This window comes from Agrobacterium vitis (assembly GCF_013337045.2).
GTDB classification, from domain to species: domain Bacteria; phylum Pseudomonadota; class Alphaproteobacteria; order Rhizobiales; family Rhizobiaceae; genus Allorhizobium; species Allorhizobium vitis_B.
In genome coordinates this window covers 2,077,583-2,099,208 of sequence record NZ_CP118259.1, presented here as the reverse complement: position 1 = coordinate 2,099,208, position 21,626 = coordinate 2,077,583, and the positions used below count along the sequence as shown (strand labels likewise).

General features: G+C 56.7%; 21 protein-coding genes. 9 read left to right on the top strand and 12 right to left on the bottom strand.

Annotation, left to right across the window (positions count from 1 at the left end):
• Positions 1–25 precede the first annotated feature (25 nt).
• Positions 26–789, bottom strand: a protein-coding gene (locus G6L01_RS10210; RefSeq protein WP_139190091.1) for an IS5-like element IS869 family transposase whose coding sequence is annotated in 2 segments (ribosomal slippage) — positions 26–474 and positions 474–789 — 765 coding nt in all. Because the reading frame shifts where the segments join, the coding sequence is not laid out codon by codon here.
• Positions 790–971: 182 nt separating this feature from the next.
• Between G6L01_RS10210 and G6L01_RS10205 the strand changes: the two genes are divergently transcribed.
• Together G6L01_RS10205 and metF are read left to right on the top strand one after the other, a co-directional pair.
• Positions 972–1,973 carry an ArsR/SmtB family transcription factor gene (locus G6L01_RS10205; RefSeq protein ID WP_070166459.1) on the top strand — a complete coding sequence of 334 codons (1,002 nt, stop codon included), beginning with the start codon at positions 972–974 and terminating at the stop codon, positions 1,971–1,973.
• Entirely contained in the window at positions 1,973–2,890 is a 918-nt protein-coding gene (gene metF / locus G6L01_RS10200; RefSeq protein WP_070166455.1) for a methylenetetrahydrofolate reductase [NAD(P)H], read from the top strand. The genes G6L01_RS10205 and metF overlap by 1 nt, the downstream gene beginning before the upstream one ends.
• Before the next feature lie 679 nt (positions 2,891–3,569).
• Here the strand turns inward: metF and G6L01_RS10195 are convergent.
• The 4 genes from G6L01_RS10195 to G6L01_RS10180 all read right to left on the bottom strand — a co-directional run bounded on the left by G6L01_RS10195 (position 3,570) and on the right by G6L01_RS10180 (position 6,291).
• Positions 3,570–4,571 (bottom strand): GlxA family transcriptional regulator, encoded by a 1,002-nt coding sequence (locus G6L01_RS10195; RefSeq protein ID WP_071205557.1) that lies wholly within the window; start codon positions 4,569–4,571, stop codon positions 3,570–3,572.
• Positions 4,572–4,576: 5 nt separating this feature from the next.
• The gene (locus G6L01_RS10190) at positions 4,577–5,143 is read right to left on the bottom strand and encodes an isochorismatase family protein (RefSeq protein WP_070166458.1); all 567 of its coding nucleotides are present in this window, start codon (positions 5,141–5,143) and stop codon (positions 4,577–4,579) included.
• 242 nt (positions 5,144–5,385) lie between these two features.
• On the bottom strand, positions 5,386–5,820 hold the full coding sequence (locus G6L01_RS10185) for a DMT family transporter (protein ID WP_070166453.1): 435 nt from the start codon (positions 5,818–5,820) through the stop codon (positions 5,386–5,388).
• A 3-nt stretch (positions 5,821–5,823) separates the two neighbouring features.
• Positions 5,824–6,291, bottom strand: coding sequence for a DMT family transporter (locus G6L01_RS10180; protein WP_070166452.1), 468 nt, complete (start codon positions 6,289–6,291; stop codon positions 5,824–5,826).
• Positions 6,292–6,678: 387 nt separating this feature from the next.
• Between G6L01_RS10180 and G6L01_RS10175 the strand changes: the two genes are divergently transcribed.
• The 4 genes from G6L01_RS10175 to G6L01_RS10160 all read left to right on the top strand — a co-directional run bounded on the left by G6L01_RS10175 (position 6,679) and on the right by G6L01_RS10160 (position 10,007).
• Positions 6,679–7,359 (top strand): class II aldolase/adducin family protein, encoded by a 681-nt coding sequence (locus G6L01_RS10175; protein ID WP_070166451.1) that lies wholly within the window; start codon positions 6,679–6,681, stop codon positions 7,357–7,359.
• Positions 7,360–7,433: 74 nt separating this feature from the next.
• A complete protein-coding gene (purB, locus tag G6L01_RS10170) occupies positions 7,434–8,792 on the top strand; it encodes an adenylosuccinate lyase (RefSeq protein ID WP_070166450.1) in 1,359 nt (452 codons plus the stop codon).
• Positions 8,783–9,451, top strand: coding sequence for an HAD family hydrolase (locus G6L01_RS10165; protein WP_070166449.1), 669 nt, complete (start codon positions 8,783–8,785; stop codon positions 9,449–9,451). The genes purB and G6L01_RS10165 overlap by 10 nt, the downstream gene beginning before the upstream one ends.
• A gap of 148 nt (positions 9,452–9,599) precedes the next feature.
• Positions 9,600–10,007 carry an orotate phosphoribosyltransferase gene (locus tag G6L01_RS10160; protein WP_427832956.1) on the top strand — a complete coding sequence of 136 codons (408 nt, stop codon included), beginning with the start codon at positions 9,600–9,602 and terminating at the stop codon, positions 10,005–10,007.
• 151 nt (positions 10,008–10,158) lie between these two features.
• Here G6L01_RS10160 and G6L01_RS10155 read toward each other — a convergent pair whose 3' ends face one another.
• The 4 genes from G6L01_RS10155 to G6L01_RS10140 all read right to left on the bottom strand — a co-directional run bounded on the left by G6L01_RS10155 (position 10,159) and on the right by G6L01_RS10140 (position 14,424).
• Positions 10,159–11,349 carry a lytic murein transglycosylase gene (locus G6L01_RS10155; RefSeq protein WP_070166447.1) on the bottom strand — a complete coding sequence of 397 codons (1,191 nt, stop codon included), beginning with the start codon at positions 11,347–11,349 and terminating at the stop codon, positions 10,159–10,161.
• Positions 11,350–11,465: 116 nt separating this feature from the next.
• Positions 11,466–12,269, bottom strand: a complete 804-nt coding sequence (locus G6L01_RS10150) for a glycoside hydrolase family 25 protein (RefSeq protein WP_015916525.1) — start codon at positions 12,267–12,269, stop codon at positions 11,466–11,468.
• A 224-nt stretch (positions 12,270–12,493) separates the two neighbouring features.
• Positions 12,494–13,180, bottom strand: coding sequence for a class I SAM-dependent methyltransferase (locus G6L01_RS10145; protein ID WP_070166446.1), 687 nt, complete (start codon positions 13,178–13,180; stop codon positions 12,494–12,496).
• Positions 13,177–14,424, bottom strand: a complete 1,248-nt coding sequence (locus tag G6L01_RS10140; RefSeq protein ID WP_070148785.1) for a BtaA family protein — start codon at positions 14,422–14,424, stop codon at positions 13,177–13,179. The genes G6L01_RS10145 and G6L01_RS10140 overlap by 4 nt, the downstream gene beginning before the upstream one ends.
• Before the next feature lie 292 nt (positions 14,425–14,716).
• Between G6L01_RS10140 and G6L01_RS10135 the strand changes: the two genes are divergently transcribed.
• Positions 14,717–16,096: a serine hydrolase domain-containing protein gene (locus G6L01_RS10135; RefSeq protein ID WP_070166445.1), complete on the top strand. Its 1,380-nt coding sequence runs from the start codon at positions 14,717–14,719 to the stop codon at positions 16,094–16,096.
• Between the two features lie 54 nt (positions 16,097–16,150).
• Here the strand turns inward: G6L01_RS10135 and G6L01_RS10130 are convergent, their stop codons facing one another.
• The 3 genes from G6L01_RS10130 to G6L01_RS10120 form a co-directional block, all read right to left on the bottom strand.
• Positions 16,151–17,248 (bottom strand): transglycosylase SLT domain-containing protein, encoded by a 1,098-nt coding sequence (locus tag G6L01_RS10130; RefSeq protein WP_070166444.1) that lies wholly within the window; start codon positions 17,246–17,248, stop codon positions 16,151–16,153.
• Positions 17,249–17,501: 253 nt separating this feature from the next.
• Positions 17,502–18,137 carry a LysE family transporter gene (locus tag G6L01_RS10125; RefSeq protein ID WP_070166443.1) on the bottom strand — a complete coding sequence of 212 codons (636 nt, stop codon included), beginning with the start codon at positions 18,135–18,137 and terminating at the stop codon, positions 17,502–17,504.
• Between the two features lie 240 nt (positions 18,138–18,377).
• Complete coding sequence (locus G6L01_RS10120; RefSeq protein WP_070166457.1) at positions 18,378–19,592, bottom strand: pyrophosphate--fructose-6-phosphate 1-phosphotransferase; 1,215 nt, start codon at positions 19,590–19,592, stop codon at positions 18,378–18,380.
• A 320-nt stretch (positions 19,593–19,912) separates the two neighbouring features.
• Here G6L01_RS10120 and G6L01_RS10115 point away from each other — a divergent pair, with 320 nt between their 5' ends.
• Together G6L01_RS10115 and G6L01_RS10110 are read left to right on the top strand one after the other, a co-directional pair.
• Positions 19,913–20,650: a J domain-containing protein gene (locus tag G6L01_RS10115; protein WP_070166442.1), complete on the top strand. Its 738-nt coding sequence runs from the start codon at positions 19,913–19,915 to the stop codon at positions 20,648–20,650.
• Positions 20,647–21,405, top strand: coding sequence for an N-acetylmuramoyl-L-alanine amidase (locus tag G6L01_RS10110; RefSeq protein WP_070166441.1), 759 nt, complete (start codon positions 20,647–20,649; stop codon positions 21,403–21,405). Before G6L01_RS10115 ends, G6L01_RS10110 begins: the two co-directional genes overlap by 4 nt.
• Positions 21,406–21,626: the final 221 nt, after the last annotated feature.

Here is a 21,626-nt window from a genome sequence, read left to right as displayed (position 1 = left end):
GGCGGATTTTTGTTAGGCCGTAGACTCATAACGATCTGATCCAAATTCTTGCTGCTGCCAATTTGACAGCGGCGAGAAAGTTCAATGGGTCTTTGTCGTAACGGGTTGCGATGCCTCTGAACTGTTTGAGTTTGCTGAAGAAACGCTCAACGAGATTGCGCTGTCGGTAAACCCATTGGCTGAAAGGGAAGCTTCCCTTCCGATTGCTCTTGGCAGGAATATTGGCCCATGCCTGCCTTTGCTTTGCAAATGCTCTGATCGCGTTGGTATCGTAGGCCTTGTCCGCCAGCAGGATCGCACCCTTGGAGATTGTCTGTAACAATGGTTCTGCCATGCGACCATCATGGGTTTGACCGGCTGTGAGTGCGAGACGGATCGGTCGGCCATCGGCATCGACAACGGCGTGGATTTTGGTGGTCAAGCCGCCACGGGAACGTCCCATGCAGCCATCGTGTTGATCCCCCTTTTTCCCGTGGCCGCATGTTGATGAACACGGACACAGGAGCTGTCGATCATAACGATATCGCCGTCGAAAGCCTTGGAAATCTCGCCCAGAACATGATCCCAGACACCCGCCTTTCGCCATCGCACGAACCGGTTGTAGCAGGTTGTATATGGACCATATCGATCAGGAACGTCTGCCCAGGGTGAACCTGTCCGAAACCGCCACAAGATGCCGTTGATCACCCGCCGGTCGTCAACACGTGGCACCCCACGCGGCTTGTTGGGCAACAAGGGCTGGATGACAGTCCATTCGAAATCGGTGAGATCAAACCGGCGACGGGTCATGAGAGGCCTCCAAATCAAGGCCTCAGTGAATCAAAATCAGGCCGATTTGCAAACCCGGTTTATGAGTGTGCGGCCTAATTCACGGTGCAGGGAGGATAGTGAACAGCAATTTGGGGCTTGCGAAAACTCCACGCATCACATAAAGATATGTTTATATCTTGATTGATGGAAGCGACATGAGCATGTCTTTTACATTGGACGGTCTGGTCGATCTTCTCAAGGCGGCAGGTGAACCAACCCGCCTGCGTCTGCTGGCACTTCTGGCGGCGGGAGATCTGACCGTATCTGACCTGACCGACATTCTCGGTCAGTCCCAGCCGCGTATCTCGCGCCACCTCAAGCTTCTGGCTGAGGCGGAATTGGTGGATCGTTACCAGGAAGGTGCCTGGGCCTATTTCCGTTTGAAACAGGAGGGGGCTGCGGGCGATCTCGCCCGTCATCTCCTGGCGGTTGCCTCCACCTCCGATCCTGTTTTGGCGCGGGACGGCGAGCGGCTTGGAGCGGTCAAACGGGCGCGGGCGGAAAAGGCACAGGCCTATTTCAGTCGCAACGCCGCTGAATGGGACGAGTTGCGCCGGCTGCATATCAATGACCGCGAGGTCGAAGATGCATTGGTGAAGCTGATCGGCGAAGACACAGTCGAGGCTTTGCTGGATCTTGGCACCGGGACCGGGCGTATCCTGCAACTGCTCGAAAGCCGCTATCATCGGGCGGTGGGCATTGATGCCAGCCGCGACATGCTGGCGGTTGCCCGGGTCAATCTCGACAAGGCCGGTGTGGCCAAGGCTGCCGTGCGCCAGGGCGATATTCTCAATCTGCCGCTCGATGGTGGCGAGTTCGATGTGGTGATCATTCATCAGGTACTGCATTTCCTGGTGGAGCCGGAGCTGGCGCTGAACGAGGCGGCGCGTATGCTGAAGCCCGGTGGCCGCCTGGTGATCATCGATCTTGCACCGCATAAGCTGGAGCATTTGCGCGAGGATCACGCGCATGTGCGGTTGGGGTTTTCTCATCATTTGATGGAGGGCTGGCTCGTCAAGACTGGTTTTGACGTCACAAACGCAATCGATATTGCGCCGAACCACAGGGATGGGGAGGCGCTTACGGCAACAATCTGGCTGGCGACCTATGGTCAAGCCACAGCATCCGTGGCGCAGCAGGCCGCGCGGGCGGGAGTTTACTGATGGCACATACATCGTCCAAAAAAGATCAGGCGCGGCCCTTCAAGCTGTCCTTTGAATTCTTTCCGCCGAAATCCGAGGAGATGGAGGCTCAGCTCTGGGCCACGGTCGATGAACTCACCGGCTGGGAGCCGGAATTCGTCTCCGTGACCTATGGCGCTGGCGGCACCACCAAGGCGCCGACCTTGGCCGCCGTGCGCCGCTTGCTGGCAGAAACGCCGCTTGCCACCGCGTCCCATCTCACCTGCGTCGGTGCGACACGCGAGGAAATCGCCCAGGTGGTCGAGGATTTTCGTGCGGTTGGCGTCAAGCATTTCGTGGCACTGCGCGGCGATCCGCCGACCGGTGTCGGTTCGGCCTATCAGCCGCATCCGGGTGGCTTTGAAAACGCAGCAGCCCTGGTGAAGGGTCTGAAAGAGCTTGGCGATTTCGAGATCTCTGTCTCTGCCTATCCAGAAAAGCATCCGGAAAGTGCGGATCTTGCCATGGATCTCGACATGTTGAAACGCAAGGTCGACAATGGCGCGACCCGGGCGCTCACCCAGTTTTTCTTCGATAACGATATTTTTGAACGCTATCTCGACAAGGTACGGGCCGCCGGGATCAGCATTCCTATCGTGCCAGGCATCATGCCGATCCTCAACCTCACGCAGTTGAAGCGCTTTGCTGGAATGTGCGGCACATCCGTTCCCGCTATGCTGGACAAGCGTTTCGAAGGGCTTGACGACAAGCCCACCGAGCGCGCCAATGTCGCCGCGGCGCTGGCTGCCGAGCAGATCGCCGACCTGCAGGGACGGGGTATCGACGAATTCCATATCTATACGATGAACCGTGCTCCGCTGGTCCATGCCACGCTGGAACGGCTGGGATTGCAGCGCTCTGATACTGCCGTCGCCGAGCGGGCAGGGGTTGTGGCGTAAAACGTGCAATAATTTTGCGATAAAGCAAAACCTTAAAGCGTGAGACGCTCGCCTGATCGCGACATACCCAATCGCGTAAATGAGGGCGGGTTTCTACTCGTTCTCCGCAATTAAAGCATCGGACCGAAAAGTGGGAACCGGTTTTCGGGTGAATCCGATGCGTAAACAAAAACTTAGAGCATCGTTCCGATTCCTATTTTCGGTCCGATGCTCTAATGAGTCGGTTGGTGGCTCAACCCTCGTGCTCCATAAAAAACCGCCGTGCGCCATCAAGGGCGCACGGCGTTTTTAGCATCGTTGATGATGAAAATGTTTGGCGGTCCATGCCGCCGCCGCATACGGTGTTGGAGTTCTTGTCGTTGTCGTCCTCAGATGAAAAGCATCGCTGCGACAAAAAGAAACGCTACTCCGACTGCCAGGATGTTGAAAGAACGTGTCAGTCCCATCTCGGTCTCCCTTGCGTTAACAGTTAAAGAATATGACCGTTTCGTGTCATTTGAAAAGCGAAAATTGTGCTGCGATGCAGCAGCCTGCCTGTATAAACCCTTGGAAGAAAAGGTAACGCACGGAAACATATTGTTAAAGTCGCGTGATAACGAAATATTTCATCGTTAATGGCGGTGATGTCATCGGCATGAATCTGGACCGTTGCAGGACAGACGACTCGGGTTTGGTGAAGTCAGGTATTGCGCAATGCTGTTGGCGTTCCGCCATGTAACTTTTTCCAGGCGCGGCGCATGTGTCGGGTGGATGCAAAACCAGCGCGTTGCGCAACGGTTTCCATATCCAACCGCGATGCGGTGACCAACTGATGGGCCAACGCGACCCGAAGGCGGTTGACATAATCGGTTACGCTCATGCCGGTTTGCTCGTTAAACAGGCGGGAGAGGCTGCGGGCGCTGGTGGCGGCAACGGCTGCCATGCTGGCAACCGTCCAGTTGCCGGCAGGGTCAGCCGAAACCGCATCCTGGACCTTGTGAATGACGGGGTGGATGTGGTTACGCCCCTCCAGCCAGGGAGAGAGCTGCGGGTCGTTGCCCGCCCGGCGCAGATAAACGACCAGGTAACGGGCGACGTTGAGTGCTATCGTATGTCCTGCCTCGTCTGCGACCAGGGCCAGCATCATATCGATACCGGCGGTGATGCCTGCCGTGCTCAACCTGTCCCGGTCCTGGATATAGAGGCGATTTTCCGCAACCTTTGCCGTCGGTGCCAACTGCCGCAACTCAGCAATTTCGGTGTGGTGTGCGGTACAGGTATAACCTTCCAATAGTCCGGCGCGGGCCGCCAACAAGGCGCCAGAGCAAATGGTGACGAGCTTTACGCCTGGCCGGACAGCAGCCCGCAGCCAGGCGACGATAGCGGCCTCCTGGAGATGATCGTCCGGCTCCGGCTTCGCATCGACTGCACCGAGCGGCTGTGCGGCATTGCCCAGCACGATAATCATCGCGCCGTCGGCTACGGCATCCGGCAGCGGTTCGATCCCGGCAAGCGCCAGGCCGACCGAGCTGTTGACGTGGGGAGAGGGGCCGACATATCGAACCGTGAACCGCACACTGTCCTGCTCAAGATTGGCCTTGCGCAGGACTTCCATCGGCCCTGCCAGATCCAGCAGCAGCAGGCGTGGCGGTACGACGACGAACATTTCGATAAGGCGCTGCGGCGGGATCAGTCCTGTCATCAAGTCTATGCCGCGAGTGTTGTGGGTGGGAGTGACAATGCCTGCTCGACCGTGGCAATGCGTGCGAAGCGACCGGCCAAAACCAGTTCGGTGCGGGCGCGGATCTCTGCCGCACTCCATTCACGGCCCTGATCGTCGGTCATCGGAAAGGTGAGGGTGGCTTCACCGACGAAATCAACGCTATAGCCCAGGTCGGAAGCATGACGTGTGGTGGTTTCGCAACATTGCTCCGTACGGATACCTGAGACGATCACATGGCGGATATTGTTTCGGGTCAGCCAGACATCAAGCCCCGTACCGACCAGCGCGCTATGCCGATGCTTGCGGAAAACCGCATCCGGCACAATCGTCAAAGGGGACAGTGTGGAGACGAAGCCTGAGGCCTCGCTAAACGGACCAGTGTCGTTCAAATGGAAAATCTGCACGATGGCAATGCCCGCCTTGCGGGCGCCATCGATCAACGCCTGCTGCCGGTCCAGATAGGCGGGCAACGCATCCTCGCGGAAATAGGAGCTGTGGCGGAAGGATTGCTGTACATCGATGACCAGCAGGGCGCTGTCGGAATGTGTCATGGCCATTGCCTCCAAGGGAGTTTTTATCGCTGAAGATGATGCCAATCTAACGATGTAATCCCCCGGCGAAATACCGCTTTCTGACGAGGATGGGACAAATCACGCCAATCTTTGTCGACGATGCGGTCTGCTCTGTCGAGCATGAAAAAGCCGCGCATCCTTCTGTTTTAAGGAATTATGCAGTAGCCTTTTGTTTATGCACCGATCCAAACTCGGCTGACGGCTCCATTTGGATTGGTGTATTAGGTTTCCTCCGCCTCTCTGCGCTGTATCAGCGCCACACCACCCAGAATCATGGCGAGGCCCAAGCCGGTGAAGGTATAGGACATTTCTGTGCCGTGCAGGATGTCGAGAATGAGACCAGTGCCCATCTGACCTGCAATGATCAAAATAGCTGTCGCCGTTGCCCCGATTCGGGCAATCAGCCAACTACCTGATGCCACGAAGATCACCCCGAGCGTGCCACCCCAAAAGGCGTAGAGCGGCGCTTCGAAAACATCTGGACGCGAAAGTTCGCCGTAGGCCAAGCCCAATATCGTCAGCACTGCAAAGCCAACGATATGGTTCCAGAAAGACGCCACGAGAGCGGTGGTGGTAAGGCTCAGTCTGCCATTCAGCTGGCGGCTCAGGCTAATGAGGACGCCGGCGATTGCGGCAAAAAGGATCGAAACCATCATAATTTATTTTCCATAGAAAACCATGAGGCAACTGCCGGCGATAATCAGGGTCATGGCTGCCACGTCGCGGAGCGTCACCCGCCGTGCTGACAAGCCAAATAATCCCCACCAGTCTGCGGCGAGGCTGAAAAGCCCTTGTCCTACAAGCGTCAGGGCAATCGTTCCCGAAAGGGCGATGGGTGAGTTTACTGCAAGGCTGATGAGAATAACCGTGGCCGCCCCGGATACGCCGCCAAGATAAGCCCAGGCTGGCGCCTGTGAGGTGACTTTGAGCTGTTCTTTCCGGCCAAAGGCCGCGAACCCCAGCATAAACACCAGTGCTGTTATTGTGCCGGTGCCATGGGCAATCCAGGATGCGAGCACGGCACCGCCGTGTATTGTCAGCACACCATTCAAATGTGCCATGACGGCCAAAAGGCCACCCGAACCGAGGGCGGCGGTGAGAGATAGGATTTTCGGATTCACGGCCACGTTTTGCGCTCTAAAAAAAATCAATAAACTCTGCTCTGGAATTGTCGTTTGCGTCCATAGAGTGCATATCTACGAGCATACACGTCCGCAAGCATCAAGGTCACCTCTGGACGTTTACGCCCATCCATTCCGGCTGTAGCAACGTTACGTGCGCTATAAAACACTGCTTTTGTAACGATTGCACCCCTAGATTGACAAAATAAAAAAATCAACTAATTGTCGCGCCGACAGAAGGCAAGTTATTTTTTAATAATGAATTTCAGCGCCTCGGGGAGGCGCTGAAATGCCTAATCTCTTTGTTTTTATGCATTTCGAGTTGGCAAATCCATTCCAAGCTTTTCCTGGAGATGCTCAAGCAGTTTTTAACATCGTTTTTCAGGAGGCATCATGTTAGGCGGCCATGTTCAACAGGAAATTGTCGAGTTGATGCGCTATGCCGACTTGGTTTCAAAAAAAGGCTATGTCTGTAATCAATTGGGCAACATCGCCCTTCGCTCAAAAAAGCAGGACGAACTTGCTGAAAACCTGATCTTGACGAAACATAAAGGCATTTCACTTGAGGAAATGACCCGTGACAACATTATCGCGATCGGCCTGGAATCCAACAGGCTTTATCTTGGCGATGTGCTTCCAAGCATCGGTCACGCTCTGAACAGGGAAATCTTTCTGTGCCGTCCGGATGTGATGGCGGTCATACATGTTCACGCTGACGAGCTGATTGCCTATTTCTCGCTATTTTATCAACGCCGCTTCCGTTTTATCTCAGCAGATGCGGCGGCCATTCTGGGTGCTCCGGTCGAGATTTTTCCACCGGAACTGAATGTTGAGGTCGATGCTGCCCAGGCCTCGGCGGCAATCATGAGAACAAACACGCTCATCCTTGCCAATCACGGCATTACCACTTACGGCGCCAGTCTCTCTCAGGCCTATCATCGCCTGAATAGCATGGTGGCGGAGGTGCGCCGGATCATGATGGCCACGGAACTTGCCCATCTCGCATCCGCCTCTGTTAACTACCTTAACGACAGCGAGGAGCAGGAATTATACGAATTGGCAAAAAGAATTTGATTGCACATGCTGTGCTTCAAACCGCGACATTGCATTTTTTGGTGTAAATCCCTGCTTCTCTTCTGGACCTGCCAATGATTACCGAATTTTGCCACGCGACGGCAATCAGCCCCATCGACGGTCGTTATTTTCAAAAGGTCGGAGATCTGAGCCGATATTTTTCAGACTTTGCGTTGGTGAAAACACGTCTGAAGGTCGAAATTGAGTATTTCATTCGTCTATGGCATGCCATTGGACACGGCGAGCAGGCATTGTCAGCTGCTGATACTGCCAGCCTGCGGAAGTACCATGATGGATTTTCTCTCGAAGATTACGAGGAAATTCAGGCCATAGAGCGGGAAACTCGGCACGATGTAAAGGCGGTGGAAATTTTCCTGAAGCGGCGTATATCAACGTTGTTGGGAAGCCGGGCGGCTGAGTTGGTCCATTTCGGATTGACCTCTCAGGACATCAACGATGTCGCTATTCCGTTCCTGCTGCGGCTGTCGCTTGCCGATATCCTTGTACCGGAGCTTGAAACGCTTGCCGCTTCGATAGAAGGACTTTCGGAGACGTTGCGGTTCGTGACCTTCATAGCACGGACGCATGGTCAGCCCGCTTCACCAAGTACCTTCGGAAAAGAGTTTCGCGTTTTTGCACATCGCCTGCGTGGCGAGTTGGATGTGCTCAAAGCTATTCCCCACTATGGCAAATTCGGCGGTGCAACTGGCAATTTGAACGCTCATATTCTTGTTTACCCGGATGTTGATTGGGTCACATTTGGTGCTGAGTTCCTTCACGACGAGTTTGGCCTGGTCAGAAGCGCACTGACAACCCAGATCAACAACCATGAAGGTTTGGCACGGATCTTTGATTGCCTATCACGCATCGCCGCGATTTTGCAGGACCTGTCGCAGGATGTCTGGCTCTATCTTTCGCTTGGTTTGCTGACCTTGAGGTCTGAGAAGAACGAGGTCGGTTCTTCCGCCATGCCGCATAAGGTCAATCCAATCAGCTTTGAGAATGCAGAGGGAAACCTTCAGATGGCCTCAGCGATTTTTTCGTTTCTGAGCCGCAAGTTGCTGGTGTCGCGGCTTCAGCGCGATCTGACCGATTATACGCTGAAGCGCAATATCGGCGTGCCGATGGCGCATCTGTTGCTCTCCGTGAAGAATATCGGCGAGGGGCTGTCACGCAGTATCGCCCATGAAGCGAATATCGCGTCCGATCTTGAAAGGCATTTTGTCGTGGTCGCGGAAGGTATTCAAACCATCCTTCGTTCAGAGGGCATTCCTCAATCCTACGATCTGGTGAAAAATCTGGTGAGAGGTACGTCAATCGGTCGCGCTGAACTCGTACATTGGATCGAAGGACTTACAGTTTCCGAGGACATAAAACGGAAACTGGCGGAATTGTCTCCTGAAACCTATATTGGAAATGCCAAATGCTTCTAGATTTCACAGGCTGTGGTTACTGTGTCTTGGACTACGACGACACCATCATGCAGACACGTCAATGCAAGATCTCTGCCATCGTGGAACTCGGTCGCAGAATGTTCAGCCGTGACATTGCGCGACAGGAGATTGAAAAGCACTGGGGAATTGCCCACACAGCGCTTTTCGAAACCGTTTTCTCCATTTCCGGCTCCCAATTGGACGCCGCCCTTTCGCAGTATGCGGCCATGGATAGCGAGTTTCCCTTGATCCCGCACAGGGACGCGAAATCTGCCCTCGAATGGTTGCAAACGAAGTATAAGCTCATCATCGTCTCTTCCTGCGAGCGGCAATTGATTGAGCGACAGCTCGCCGCATGTGAGCTTTCCACTCTTAAACCTGCAAGAATTTACGGCTGTTTTGACACCAAGTTTCACAAGCCTTCGGGTAGGGTTTTTGATGAAATGCTTGTCGAGTTTCCTGATCTCGATAAAGCCAACACGGTCTACATTGGTGATGGCATCAAGGACATGCAGGCGGCACGCGATGCAGGCCTTGCGTTTATCGGTGTGGATCGCGCCGAAGCTGAGACGGCTGCGATTCTAGCCGCGGGAGGAAGCGTCTTCTCATCCTTGTCGCAGATCGCTGAACGGTTAATGCGAGGGCATGATGCTGCGTGACGGCGACCGTCAAAGGCTTTTGGTGGCAATCACTGAGAGTATGAGTGCGACGCCATTGTGCGATTCCAATGGCATTATGCGGCCGCGTTATCTTAACAGTCACAAGCTGCTTGCATCCCCGGCAATTCTTCGGCTGTGCAGCGAAATATTGCATGATTTCGTTCAACGGACGGACGCCACATATCTTGTCGGACTTGCCATGGGCGGATGTTGTCTTGCCGGCGCAATCAGTGTTTTGAGTGTTGAAACGGCGCGCCCAATTCCTGTGGCAATGATCCGCGACCGCGAAAAGACCCATGGCTATGTCGGATTGCTAAATCATGACATTGGATCGGGCCAGAAGGTCTGTATCATAGATGATGTGATCAGTACCGGCGCATCCATGCGAAGGGCACTTGATATATTGGCACGCCAGGATGCGACGGTGGTTGGCATTGCCGCCGCGATACGGCGCGGCGACACCGGTGTCGAGGCTCTGGAAAGCCTCGGTCATAAGGTCCGTACGATTGTTGATCTTTACGAGGCAAAAACGGAGCTAACAGCATCGCCCGTTTAGTCAAACGCTTCTCAGATGCTGTCGCCGCGTAATGGGCAACACGATAAATCATTGAAAGCGGCTCTTCGTATTCTTCGTTACGGCACATAGGCATAAAAAGGCCGCCCATCCCTTCGGATGCGCGGCCTCACAGACTCTGGCTTTTTATATCTTACAGCGCTGCCAGAAGTGCTGGCGTGGGCCAGCCATCGGCAGGGATATTGCGCTTCAACTGTTCCTTTTGCACGGCGTCGCGGGTGCCGCCGCCCAGGATGCCGTCGATTTCGCCGACGTCATAGCCCAGGCCCTTCAGCTTGGTCTGCAATTCCTTCATCTGCACATCGGTCAAACCCTGTTCCGGGTTGCCCTTCAGATAAGCCTCGGCACCTTCGAGACGGGTGGCGAAATAGGCGGCAGAGGTCGTGTAGATAAACGACTTGTTCCATTCCAGATAAATGCCGAAATTGGGATAGGTGATGAAGGCCGGTCCCTTGCGGCCCTGAGGCAGCACCAGTTCGCCTTCCAGATCGGCAAATTTGGTGTTGCCGTCACGCGGCTTGACGCCAAGCTTGAACCAGTCGCCCGCCTTCATGCCGCTGTCGAAGCCGCTCTTTTCCCAGGGCAGGGTGTCCGGCACGGTGACTTCCTGAATCCACGGCTCGCCGCGCTTGAAGCCGAGATGCTCGATGAATTTCGCTGCCGTCATGATCGCATCGGGTGAGCTGGATTTCAGCGCCACATGGCCATCGCCGTCGCCATCGACGCCGAAGGCAACGATATCCTTGGGCAGCATCTGTACCTGGCCAACTTCACCGGCCCAGGCACCGGTATTGGTGGCGGGGTCGAGGTCGCCATGCTGAACCATGGTGATCAGCGCCAGCAATTGCGGGCGAAACAGTTCCGGGCGGCGGCAATCATGCGCCAGCGTTACCAGGGCGTTGCGGGTATTGAAATCGCCCTGTACCGCGCCGAAATCGGTTTCCATCGCCCAGAAGGCGGCGATCACGCCGGGGGCAACGCCGTATTCCTTTTCGGCGCGATCAAAGACCGCACTATATTGCTGCAATTTCTGCTTTCCCTGGTCCAACCGGCCTTTGGAAACGGTGCGGGTGGAAAATTCTGTAAAGGTTTGCTTGAAGACGCCCTGGGCGCGGTCGCGGCCCAGCACCTTCTGGTCGATCTGCGCACCGGCCAGTGCCTTGTCGGCTGCCTCGGCCGACGCGCCGTTGGCGACAGCTTCCGCCTTGACGCCAGCCAGGAAAGCGCTGAGATCACCGCCGCATTGCGGTGCCTGGGCAAAGGCCGTGCCGGCCATAAGGCCGCTCAACACGGCTGCGAGCGTGAAGCGAGACAGGATATGCATGGATAAAGCCCCCGGATATGAAAAGAACATGCTCCGCTCTGCCGAAGCTTTGTGACGGAAGCATGGAGAGGAGCCGGGTTTTGCCCGGCATGGCGCAAAACCCCGGTCTGGAATTGTCAGTTTGCGGCAGTCTGCTGGGTCGGCAGGGAAACGGCCTGTACCCATTTGCGCCAGTTCTGCTGGGTACCCGCAAAGACGTTGATGTCCGTATCGCCCTTGATGCCGGGGATGACGCCGGTCGAGGTATATTGCCAGAAGGCCCAGCGGCGGTCCGGATAGATTTCCGAGGGGTGTTTGGCGACGGCCCGGACCCAGAAATAATGATCCTGGAACGCACCTTGCAAATTGTCCTTATGAAAATCGACCGATGTATAGATGATTGGGCGCTTGCCGTAATAGGCTTCCAGCCGGTCCATAAAGCGTTTCATCTCGCTGCGTACCACATCGGCGGGCGGGCGCTTGGTGCAGGTCTTGGACGTGTGGTTCCACTCGACATCCAAAACCGGCGGCATGTCCATCGAGGCTTTCGGCACATTGGCGATGAACCAGTCCGCCTGTTCGTCGGCGCTGGAGCAGAAATAATAGAAATGATAGGGCGCATGGGGCAGGCCAGCGGCATTGGCCTGCTGCCAATAATCCGCAAATTTTGGATCGATCACATCCTTGCCTTCTGTTGCCTTGATGAAGGCGAAGGAGACGCCGGACTGGCGCACTTGCATCCAGTTGATGTTACCGTTCCATTTCGACACGTCGATGCCGTGCACCTGATGGCGATGCGGGGAATTGATACCGAAATCCTGCGGGTCCTTGTCCTGGAATTTCGGCTGGATCGAGCCGGTTTCCATAAAGTCGTAGCTCGTCGAGGTGCAGGACGCCATCGCCAAACAAATCGGAATAAGTGCCAGGACCAGCGACCGCATCGAAAACCCATTCATTCAACTGTTATGCCAAGGCAGCACATGCGCATGGCAAGATCAAAAGACGCGGAAAATCAGAACTGGAGATAACACCGATCCGACGAAGCCGAACTGGAATGCCTCCAACCCAACTTTGCTTCATCATCGTTAAAATGTGGTTATTTTCAACCGCTCATATCGATAGATCGAAAATACCGGCCTGTTAGACCGGAAAGAGCGGCGAACTGTCAGGCCGCCGGGCGGCGGATAATGGCATGCCAGGCATAGCCACGATAGAGCGATGAAAAGCTCAGTGTTGCGCCTGCGGCTTCAGTCTGGGCGGCAAGTTCGTCGCGCAGATCAGCCCGTGGCGTGACGTGAAACCGGACAAGCCAGGCATGCAGGCCGTTTCGGAACCAGCCCGGCAATTGTTCCTGCTGGCCAAAATCGACGATATGCAGCGAGCCGCCGGGGTTTAAGGCGGCAAGCGAACAGGCAATTGCTTTTTGCCAGTCGGGGATCATCGACAGGGCATAGGAAATCAGCACGCGGTCGAAACCGGTCACGGCAAAATCCGCGGCGGTGAACGCCGAAGCGTCGGCGATGCGCAGATCCGGTTGGCGGGGGCGACCGCGAAAGTTACGCCTGGCCTGCACCAGCATTTCGCTGGAAATGTCCAGGCCGTAGAGATGCGACATCGGATAGAGCCGCTCGGTGCAGATCAGATTGCGGCCCGTGCCACAGGCCACTTCCAGCAGGCTGCCATCCTTTGGCAGGTCCAGATCGACAATGGCGGTGTCGCGCCCAAGCAGGTAATATTTGCGGGTCAGGTCATAGATATGACGCTGGCTGCGATAGACCTGATCCATCTTGCTGGCATGCTGACGGTCCAATTTAGGGTTGGAGTGGTCCTGACCGATACGGGCATCGCTCATGCCGTCTTCTCATAGATATGGAAGCCACCGTAAATCGCCGAGCGGTCAAGCGCGTTGAAATGCACGGACAGCTCTTTCAGATAGGACCATTGCTCGGCAAGGGCCGGGGAAATCCGACCTTCGATTACGCTTTTTTCGGCGGCGGTCCGGAAGATGACCCGCGCATCCTTAGCGGCGGTGCGGGTGATTTCGGTCCAGAGATCGTTCAACTGCTCGTCGGTCATCCAGTCCTGGGCATCGAGCAGAATGAACCGGTCGACGCTGCCCGCGGGCTTGGTGGAGAGCAATTCGGTATAGCTGGCATGATGGACATTGACGCGGTCGACGCTGGTGCGGATCGTGCGGTAGTAATCGGCCCGCAGATAATCCGGCAGCGCGCCTTCGTGGGATTTTGGATAGCGGCGGGCGAAAGCCTGCCAGGCAAAATAATTATCCCGCAGTGAGAAATGACAGGCGAGCTTTTCCAGCCGGCCTTTCAGCACCGGGGCAATGGTGCCGGTTTCCGAAACGCTGGCCAGTTCGTCATATTGCTGCGGCGGAATGCCAAGGCCGAACAACGAGCTTTTGCGGTTGGTCAGCCAGCGGATAACAGGCTTTTCAAACAGCGGCGCGATGCGGGTTTCGAAAAACTGCCGTTGTTCGCGCGGGGTGCGGCACTGGGTGATTTCTTCCAGCTTGACGCCGTGCAGGCGGGCAAGAAGATGCGTGGCGGTGATGAAGCGGCCCAAGAGGCCGGTACGATAGAAATTGCCGTTGAACACCCGGATGCGGCGGCGTCCGGTCAGGGTGCGACGGCTCCAGTAGCGCCGCGTGGTGGCGTCCAGATGCGGTGCCACATATTGCTCGACCATGGCGGCATTGCTGCGGGCATTGTCCGTTCCCAGCAGGCGCACCACGGCGGTGTGATCGGGCAGATGCCGGAAGGCGGCCAGCTTCAGCTTGTTGAGGGCGATGTGATGCGGGTTGAGATCGACGACGTCGATGCTGTCAGGCTCGCGCGACAGATAGGCCAGCATGTTGCAGCCACCGGAGCCGATGGTAACGACACGGTGTCCAGCGCCAAGCTGCATGGCCTGCATGTCGACATCCGGGTCTTCCCAGATCTGCGGATAGACCAGGCCGGAAAACAGCAGCCCGAACAACCGTTCCGACAAGCCCTTGCGTGACAGTGCATTATGTTGAAGCAGCGCCGATTTCAGCTTCTGGTTTTTGCGGAATCCGGCATCTGGAACAAGTTCTGTCATGTGAAGGGTGCCCCGTTCTGAAGTTTTTATCGGAATAGTGGCTGTCCACTACAGTTTGATGACGGGGCCTGTTGACCAGTGGCCGGGCGGTGCGCCCGGGGAAAATCCCATGGTTTTTCAACCGTCATACCCTTTCATGCCCGCTGTAATCATGCTTGCATACGGACCTCGTGTGGCGGCTTGTGAAACAGAATCACTTTTCCGCTCCAGGTTATTGTTTAAGCATCGGATTTTCCGGATATCGGTTCGCAGTTCCCGATCCGCGAGACCATCCGGGGCGGGAGGAAATCGCATGCGTTTGCTGATCAGGTTTGTCCAAGGACTGCTGCTTGTTGTCCTGGTGGTTATCGTCGGGGCTGTCACATGGCTTTGGCTGGCGCCGCCGGAATTGCTGCGGGTCGGGACAGGCTACGCCGCCAAGATTGTCTGCTCCAATGTGTTCATCGCCAAACGTGATCCGATGGAGGTTTTGTCTGAGGATGTGCAGGCGCCGGGCCATCCGCTGTTGCGTTTCCTGCGGCTGAATGTCGATAGGGATGCAGGCATGGTCACGGCCTATATGTTCGGGGCTTTTGCACCCAGCACGGCCATTGCCCGGCCCGGTCTGGGTTGCGCCAACGTGCCCGATGGAAAAATCGATGCGGCTCGCAAAGTGCATCTGCCGCAGCAGGTTCCTGTTGCCCCGGCACAAAGCTCAGCACCGAACCCGGCACCCTGGCCGGATGGAACGGGCGCACCGCACACCGACCCGGTGCTGGCGGGCATTCTTGCTGATCCAGCCCTGACCGGGCCATCGATGCGGGCCACACTGGTGATTCGGGATGGAGAGTTGCTTGGTGAGGCCTATGGTCCGGGTTTTGGCCCCGATACGCCGCTGATCGGCTGGTCGATGACCAAGACTGTCATGGCTATGCTGATTGGCCAGCGGATGGGGGAGGGCGGGCTTGATCTCGACAAGGGCCATCTTTTGCCGAAATGGACCGATGGGCGCGCGGCAACCACGCTGCGTCAATTGATGGGCATGGAAAGCGGCCTGCGGTTCAACGAGGATTATGGCGATGTCAGTGATGCGACACGCATGCTGTTTCTGGAGCCGGATCAGGCGGCATTTGTCGCCTCTCAGCCGTTAGACGCGACGCCCGGTACGCTGTTTCACTATTCGACTGGCACCAGCGTGCTGTTGGCTCGCCTGCTGATGGACAGCCTGCCCCCGGAACAGGCATTGTCTTATCCCCAAACATCCTTGTTCAAACCGCTCGGCATGACCAGCGCCGTGCTGGAGGCAGATGAAACCGGCACTTTGGCGGGTGGGTCCTATCTCTATGCCAATGCCCGTGATTGGGCCAAGCTTGCCCAATGCCTGTTGCAGGATGGCGTCTGGCAGGGGCGGCGTCTGTTGCCGGAAGGCTATGTAAAGATCATGGCGACCCCGACAAAGTCATCCGGCGGCACCTACGGGCAGGGGCAGATCTGGCGGAGCGGGCCGGGCCGGGAACCTGATTCCACCTTCGGCATTACCGAAGAAACCCTCTGGTTTCAGGGTCATGATGGACAAACAATTGCGATTGTCCCGTCACGTAAGTTGATTGTGCTGCGGATGGGGCTGACGCCTGCCTGGGATAACTACAGGCCGCAGAAATTGCTGAAAGCGGTTCTGGACGCAATGCCGTAGGAAATCGAATCGACAGAAAGGGACAGTGGTCCGTGTCGGCATGGACGAAGTGGTTTACTGCACTTCGTCCAGCAGGCCCTTGCGCTTGGCATCGAAATAATAGCCACGGGCATAGAGGCGAACGGCGTTGTCATTGTTGTTTTCGGCCACCATCCACGCACCGCGCAGATACTTGATCGCGTATTTCAGGTTGGTTTCCGGGTCGAACAGACCCTCTGCCGGACCTTCATAGCCGAGAGAACGGGCCGTATTATAGCGGATCTGCATCAGCCCATAATTGCCACGACTATAGGCCGACGGATTATAACGGCTTTCGCGGTGTATGACCCGGTGGATCAACGCGGATGGCATTCCGTATAGGGCGGCATATTTGTTGACCAGGCCGTTGATGACCGTCGGGCCACGGCTTGCCGTTTCACTTGCGCCAGAAGCGGAGCTTTTGGAGGCTTCCGGCGTGGCGCTCGGCACGGGGCCGGGGGCGCTGGTATCGAATTGTGCATCAAGGAGGGCAAAAGATTTGACGACCGGCTTGGCCGGTGAGGCATAGGCGACCGACGATGAGGCAACCGAACCCGGGCGCGGCGTGGGAACGGCGGAATGCATGGCCATCACATCCGGCTGCAACGCTTCGTTTTCAAGGCCGATCGGTTCGTTATCCGAAATCCGGGCTGGTGCATTGTCGGAAGACGGTACGGTGCTGACGGTTGGTCCGAGAGAGGCGACCTGCGTCAGGCCTGGCTTCTGGATCGGATAGGGGCCTTGGCCGGTCGCGAGGTTGACCGTCTGGCCTGTACCCGAGGCACCATTTATGGCGGCCAGTGCATTGTTTCCCGACGCGGTATTGGCAAGCGCGGTGACAGCAGATTGCGAGGGTGGCGTCACGACCTGCGTGCCAGGAGCGACCGTCGTCATGATGCCGTTTGCAGCGGCCACAGTGGTCGAGGCGCCTGTTGCTACGGTGCCATTTGCCGGTGTTGCGGTGCCAGTTCCAGTGCCCGGCTGCGCTGCGGCGGCAACGGCTTGATGCGCCGATGCAGGCTTTGGGGCTATATCGGCTTTGGAATTGTCATTTACATTGGTGCAACTGGAAAGGGCTGCGACGATGACAGCAGTGATGCTGATGGCAATCGTGCGGTCCGTTTTCGCTGTCATGCAGATGTCCGTCGGCTATTGAAACGAGCGCTGCCCATAGGCAACGCACGAACTATTAACATCGGATTCACAAATTTGACAGCCCCCTTGAAGTCTAATGCCGACGATCATTGAAAATGACCGTTGGTATTCCCTTTGCAAATATCTCAAGCCACTGATGCATTTGAGATATTTGCAATGTCATCAAGGCGAGGATGCGTGAGCATCTTCGATGCCTTGGTCTAAAAGGGGATAACCTGTCAAAGGCCGTGATTCAGGCGGCAATCCGGCGATAACCGGCGCTGACGGAGCGGGCGGAAATCAGCATGGATTTGCCTTTCGGCTGCACCATACGGCGTGCCGAGCGGCGGCGAATCATCCTGTCGAAAGCGTGTGCATAAATTGCCTGCAGCCCACAGGCAAAGGCCGCGAGAGCCAGGAAAGCCAGCTCCATGGCCAGAAAATCGCCGCTGAACGGTGAAAAGCCCGATGTGATCTGAGTGGTGATCGCCAAAAGGAAGACGAGCGTGCGCGCATCCAGAGCCGAACCGATCACGGCCTGCGACACAATGACCATGGCGCGCCGGTCGGCCAGATTGTCGTTATCGGCCACCGGGCCGATGTGCAAAGGCGCCCGCCAGAGCCTGAGCGCCAGGACCATCAACACGGCCATGCCCGGCCAGCGCAGGGCAGAGAGGGCGGTGGCGTTGATATTGCTCAGCGCTTGCGCCATGCCGAATACCAGACAGGCGGCAATTCCATAGCCTGTCATGCTGCCCAGCACGCAGAGTGTCGCGGCCCGACCGCCGCCCGCCTGCCGGCAGGCGATGATCCGTTTGGTATTGCGTCCAGGCACAACAAGGAAGGCAGCGCTTGCTGCTGAAAACAACAGCCAATCCTGAAATGTCATGGGCCTGCCTCCGTGTTCGGTAAGCCTGTAGCGGGATATCGTGAACCTCATCCCGGTCCAGGCACTTCCGATACAAACATAGCAGCGCCGCATGCCATTGGCACCGGCGCTGTCACAATAAATAGTCTGTCATTTCCGTTCGGAAAACCCAAGGTGGGTCCTAACAGTCATGCAGGCATGCTTCGGGCTATTATACCGTCAGCACCGCCTGCAAACAGAAGCCACCATTCGCCGTCAAGGTCAATGTGCCGGACGGAATTTCTGGCCCAGATGGTCCATCACATCTTTGAACCATGGGGTGGAGAGGTCGAAAGCCTTGCCGCCCTTGATGCGGGGGAATTCGATGGCGCGCAATTTGCCGCCCTGGTCCTCGTCATGACCGGTCACGCCGGAAACGCCGTTCAGGCCGCTTTCGACGGCCAGATCCACCATGCTCTGGATCAGCCGCAGGTCCTCGTAATTTGCCGGAGCCGAACGGGCATAATAGCCTGACTTCTGCACCATCGAGCGTTCAGCATCGAGCAATTTGGCGAAATGCTTCTGGAACCAGCCGCCGACATTGATGGTGTCGAGCTTCACATGGCCGAAAGCGTCGCGCTTGATCTCTTCGCCGGCCTTTTCCCGGTCGGCGATGATTTCATCCATGCAGGCGCCTTCCGAAACGAACAGGGTGACGAAACCGGTGCGGTCCATCAGTTCCTTCAGGCGTTCGGCCTCGGCCTCCATGTCGAAATGGGTCTCGGGAAGATAAAGACCGTCGATGGTCTTCAGTTCTTCATTCATCATGAAGCCCTCGACATATTCATTATGCTTGATGCGCTGAATATAGGCGCGGGCGGTCGCCGCTGTCAGCCAGCCGCAATGGCGGCCCATGACTTCGTGGATGACCAGCGTGCGCGGGGCGGCACTCTGCTCGTTGGAAACATGGTCGAAGAAGCGGGCGCCGACATCCGCCGCCGTCCAGGCGCCGAGCGACTGGCGAATCGGTACGACATCGTTATCGACCGTTTTGGGCAGGCCGACGACCGTCAGGTCATAGCCATTGGCGCCGAGATAGGCGGCGAGATCAGCCGCCGTCGTATTGGTGTCGTCGCCACCGATCGTGTGCAGAATGGTAATGCCATCGGCGGCCAGGCGCTCGGCGGCCACCTGCAACGGGTTCTGGCCTTCCTTCACCAGGCCGCGCTTGACGCAATCTGCGATATTGGTGAGCTTGACGCGGCTATTGCCGATGGGCGAGCCGCCATAGCGATGCAGGACATGGGCCTGTTCACGCATATGCTGGTTGATCTCGATCTTGTAGTCCATCAACAGGCCGCGATAGCCGGATTTATAGGCAACGATCTCGGCATCGGGCGCGATGTCGCTATAGCGCTCGATCAACCCGCCCACTGCCGATGAGAGACAGGGCGCCAGGCCCCCGGCGGTCAGCAATGCGACTTTGGTCTTGGCCATCAAATCCTCCTTCTTGCGGACAAAACGCCGCAGACGTTTGCGAAATGGTGCCAATGGATGCGACAGCGGCCGGATGCTGTAAAGCGAAAAATTGAACAAAATCCGCAGTTTCGTGGAATTGTCATCAACCGCGGAAATATAATCGTTTCAAATGGAAAGCGGTGAGCGCGAGGCTTGTGGAAAAGCTGGTATGCCCGTGACGACGTGAAGCATCCGCTGACTCCGCACTGCGGCTAAACCTGGAAAGTGAACAAAGTTTAACCCGAAACAGTGGGGTGCTTCCCTTGCATTTCAAGTGATAATTTGGTCAATCTGTCAAAATGATTTTCGATTTCGCCTGCCAACAATTGTCGTCACTCTGGGAGCGGCTGCTCGGCGCGGTCAGCGACGCGGCTGGCAATGCCTTGTCGTCGATTGTCGAAGCGATCCGCACCGTCTTTGAAGGCGATCCGGAAACGCGCAGGCGCGTGTCTTTTTCCGTGGCGATCATCGCGCTTTCCGCCAAGATGGCCAAGGCGGATGGCGTCGTGTCGCAGGCGGAGGTCAATGCGTTTCGCAGCATTTTCGATTTTCCGCCGGAAGAGGCCCGCAATGTCGCGCGCCTCTACAATCTCGCCAAGCAGGATATTGCCGGTTACGAAGCCTATGCTGAAAAGCTCGCCAATCTCTGCGGCTCGCGCACCAGAGGGTGCCCTGTGCTCGAAGAGATTGTCGACGCCTTGTTTCACATCGCCACGGCGGATGGGCTGATCCACGAGAAGGAACTGGCTTTTCTCTCTCGCATCGCCGAAATTTTTGAAATTGGCGAGGATCGGTTCGAGCAGATTTCCGCCCGTCATCTCGCGCCCGACCACGACCCCTATGGCATTCTCGGCGTGTCGCGCAGCGATGATTTCGGCACGATTCGCAAACGCTACCGGGCGCTGGCCTCCGAGCATCATCCCGACCGGCTGCATGCGCGCGGCTTGCCTGTGGAAATGCATGCCGCCGCCCATCAACGGATGGCCAGTTTCAACGCGGCCTATGCCGCGATTGAAAAGGAACGCCGGGCCGCATGACTGCATTCATCGCCGATTATCCAGACGCCGTGGTGGTGCCATCCCCCAACCACGGTGAGCGTATTGATTGCGCGGCCCCTGACACCATCATTCTGCATTATACCGGCATGCCCAGCGAAGAGGCGGCGCTCTCCTGGCTCTGCACTGTCGAAAGCCAGGTTTCCAGCCATTATCTGGTGCGTGAAAACGGTGATGTCGTGCAGATGGTGCCGGAAAGCCGTCGGGCCTGGCATGCCGGCAAGAGTTTTTGGGCGGGCGCGACTGATATGAATTCCCGCTCTGTTGGCATCGAGATTGCCAATGCCGGACATCCGTCTCTGCCGGATTACCCCGAAAAACAGATCGAGGCCGTCGCGCAATTGTGTCTGGATTGTGCAAGTCGCTGGTCCATCGCCCCGGAGCGGGTGCTGGCCCATTCCGATATTGCCCCGGTTCGCAAGGTCGATCCGGGCGAACATTTCCCCTGGAACCGTCTGCACGCCATGGGCGTAGGGCATTGGGTGGAACCAACCGCGATCACTGGTGGCCGGTTCTTCCAGAGAGGCGATCGCGGCCAGCCGGTCGAAGCACTGCAGTCCATGCTGTCGCTCTATGGATACCCTATTGAAATCAGTGGGGATTTCGATGCGGCGACCGAGGGTGTCGTCAGGAGTTTCCAGCTGCATTTCCGCCCCTCCAAGGTCGATGGCGTGGCCGATTATTCGACCATAGACACCTTGCATCGTCTGCTGGCAGCGCTGCCAAAGTTCAGCTGAGGATTGCGGGTCGCTGAGGTTCGCAGACGGCTTTCGGCAGGGGCAAAAACCAGCTCTTTTTACCATGCCATAGGATTTCCTTATTGAGTCTGTCTAACAGCAGCCGTCGCAGCCATGGTATTCCTCGGCAGCGGTTGAGATGAACAGCGAATGTGATTTCCGAAATGGAAGTCTTTCGCAAATATCAACGATGAGGGCGATGAACATCGCTGTCCTTTGCT

Excerpts from the sequence above, each read along its gene's own strand:
- G6L01_RS10195 (WP_071205557.1), bottom strand. The coding sequence starts at position 4,571 with ATGACAGGACTGATCCCGCCGCAGCGCCTTATCGAAATGTTCGTCGTC.
- G6L01_RS10165 (WP_070166449.1), top strand. The coding sequence starts at position 8,783 with ATGCTTCTAGATTTCACAGGCTGTGGTTACTGTGTCTTGGACTACGAC.
- purB (WP_070166450.1), top strand. The coding sequence starts at position 7,434 with ATGATTACCGAATTTTGCCACGCGACGGCAATCAGCCCCATCGACGGT.
- G6L01_RS10185 (WP_070166453.1), bottom strand. The coding sequence starts at position 5,820 with ATGATGGTTTCGATCCTTTTTGCCGCAATCGCCGGCGTCCTCATTAGC.
- G6L01_RS10125 (WP_070166443.1), bottom strand. The coding sequence starts at position 18,137 with ATGACATTTCAGGATTGGCTGTTGTTTTCAGCAGCAAGCGCTGCCTTC.
- G6L01_RS10175 (WP_070166451.1), top strand. The coding sequence starts at position 6,679 with ATGTTAGGCGGCCATGTTCAACAGGAAATTGTCGAGTTGATGCGCTAT.
- G6L01_RS10190 (WP_070166458.1), bottom strand. The coding sequence starts at position 5,143 with ATGACACATTCCGACAGCGCCCTGCTGGTCATCGATGTACAGCAATCC.
- G6L01_RS10120 (WP_070166457.1), bottom strand. The coding sequence starts at position 19,592 with ATGGCCAAGACCAAAGTCGCATTGCTGACCGCCGGGGGCCTGGCGCCC.
- metF (WP_070166455.1), top strand. The coding sequence starts at position 1,973 with ATGGCACATACATCGTCCAAAAAAGATCAGGCGCGGCCCTTCAAGCTG.
- G6L01_RS10155 (WP_070166447.1), bottom strand. The coding sequence starts at position 11,349 with ATGCATATCCTGTCTCGCTTCACGCTCGCAGCCGTGTTGAGCGGCCTT.
- G6L01_RS10140 (WP_070148785.1), bottom strand. The coding sequence starts at position 14,424 with ATGACAGAACTTGTTCCAGATGCCGGATTCCGCAAAAACCAGAAGCTG.
- G6L01_RS10145 (WP_070166446.1), bottom strand. The coding sequence starts at position 13,180 with ATGAGCGATGCCCGTATCGGTCAGGACCACTCCAACCCTAAATTGGAC.
- G6L01_RS10135 (WP_070166445.1), top strand. The coding sequence starts at position 14,717 with ATGCGTTTGCTGATCAGGTTTGTCCAAGGACTGCTGCTTGTTGTCCTG.
- G6L01_RS10115 (WP_070166442.1), top strand. The coding sequence starts at position 19,913 with ATGATTTTCGATTTCGCCTGCCAACAATTGTCGTCACTCTGGGAGCGG.
- G6L01_RS10110 (WP_070166441.1), top strand. The coding sequence starts at position 20,647 with ATGACTGCATTCATCGCCGATTATCCAGACGCCGTGGTGGTGCCATCC.
- G6L01_RS10150 (WP_015916525.1), bottom strand. The coding sequence starts at position 12,269 with ATGCGGTCGCTGGTCCTGGCACTTATTCCGATTTGTTTGGCGATGGCG.
- G6L01_RS10205 (WP_070166459.1), top strand. The coding sequence starts at position 972 with ATGTCTTTTACATTGGACGGTCTGGTCGATCTTCTCAAGGCGGCAGGT.
- G6L01_RS10130 (WP_070166444.1), bottom strand. The coding sequence starts at position 17,248 with ATGACAGCGAAAACGGACCGCACGATTGCCATCAGCATCACTGCTGTC.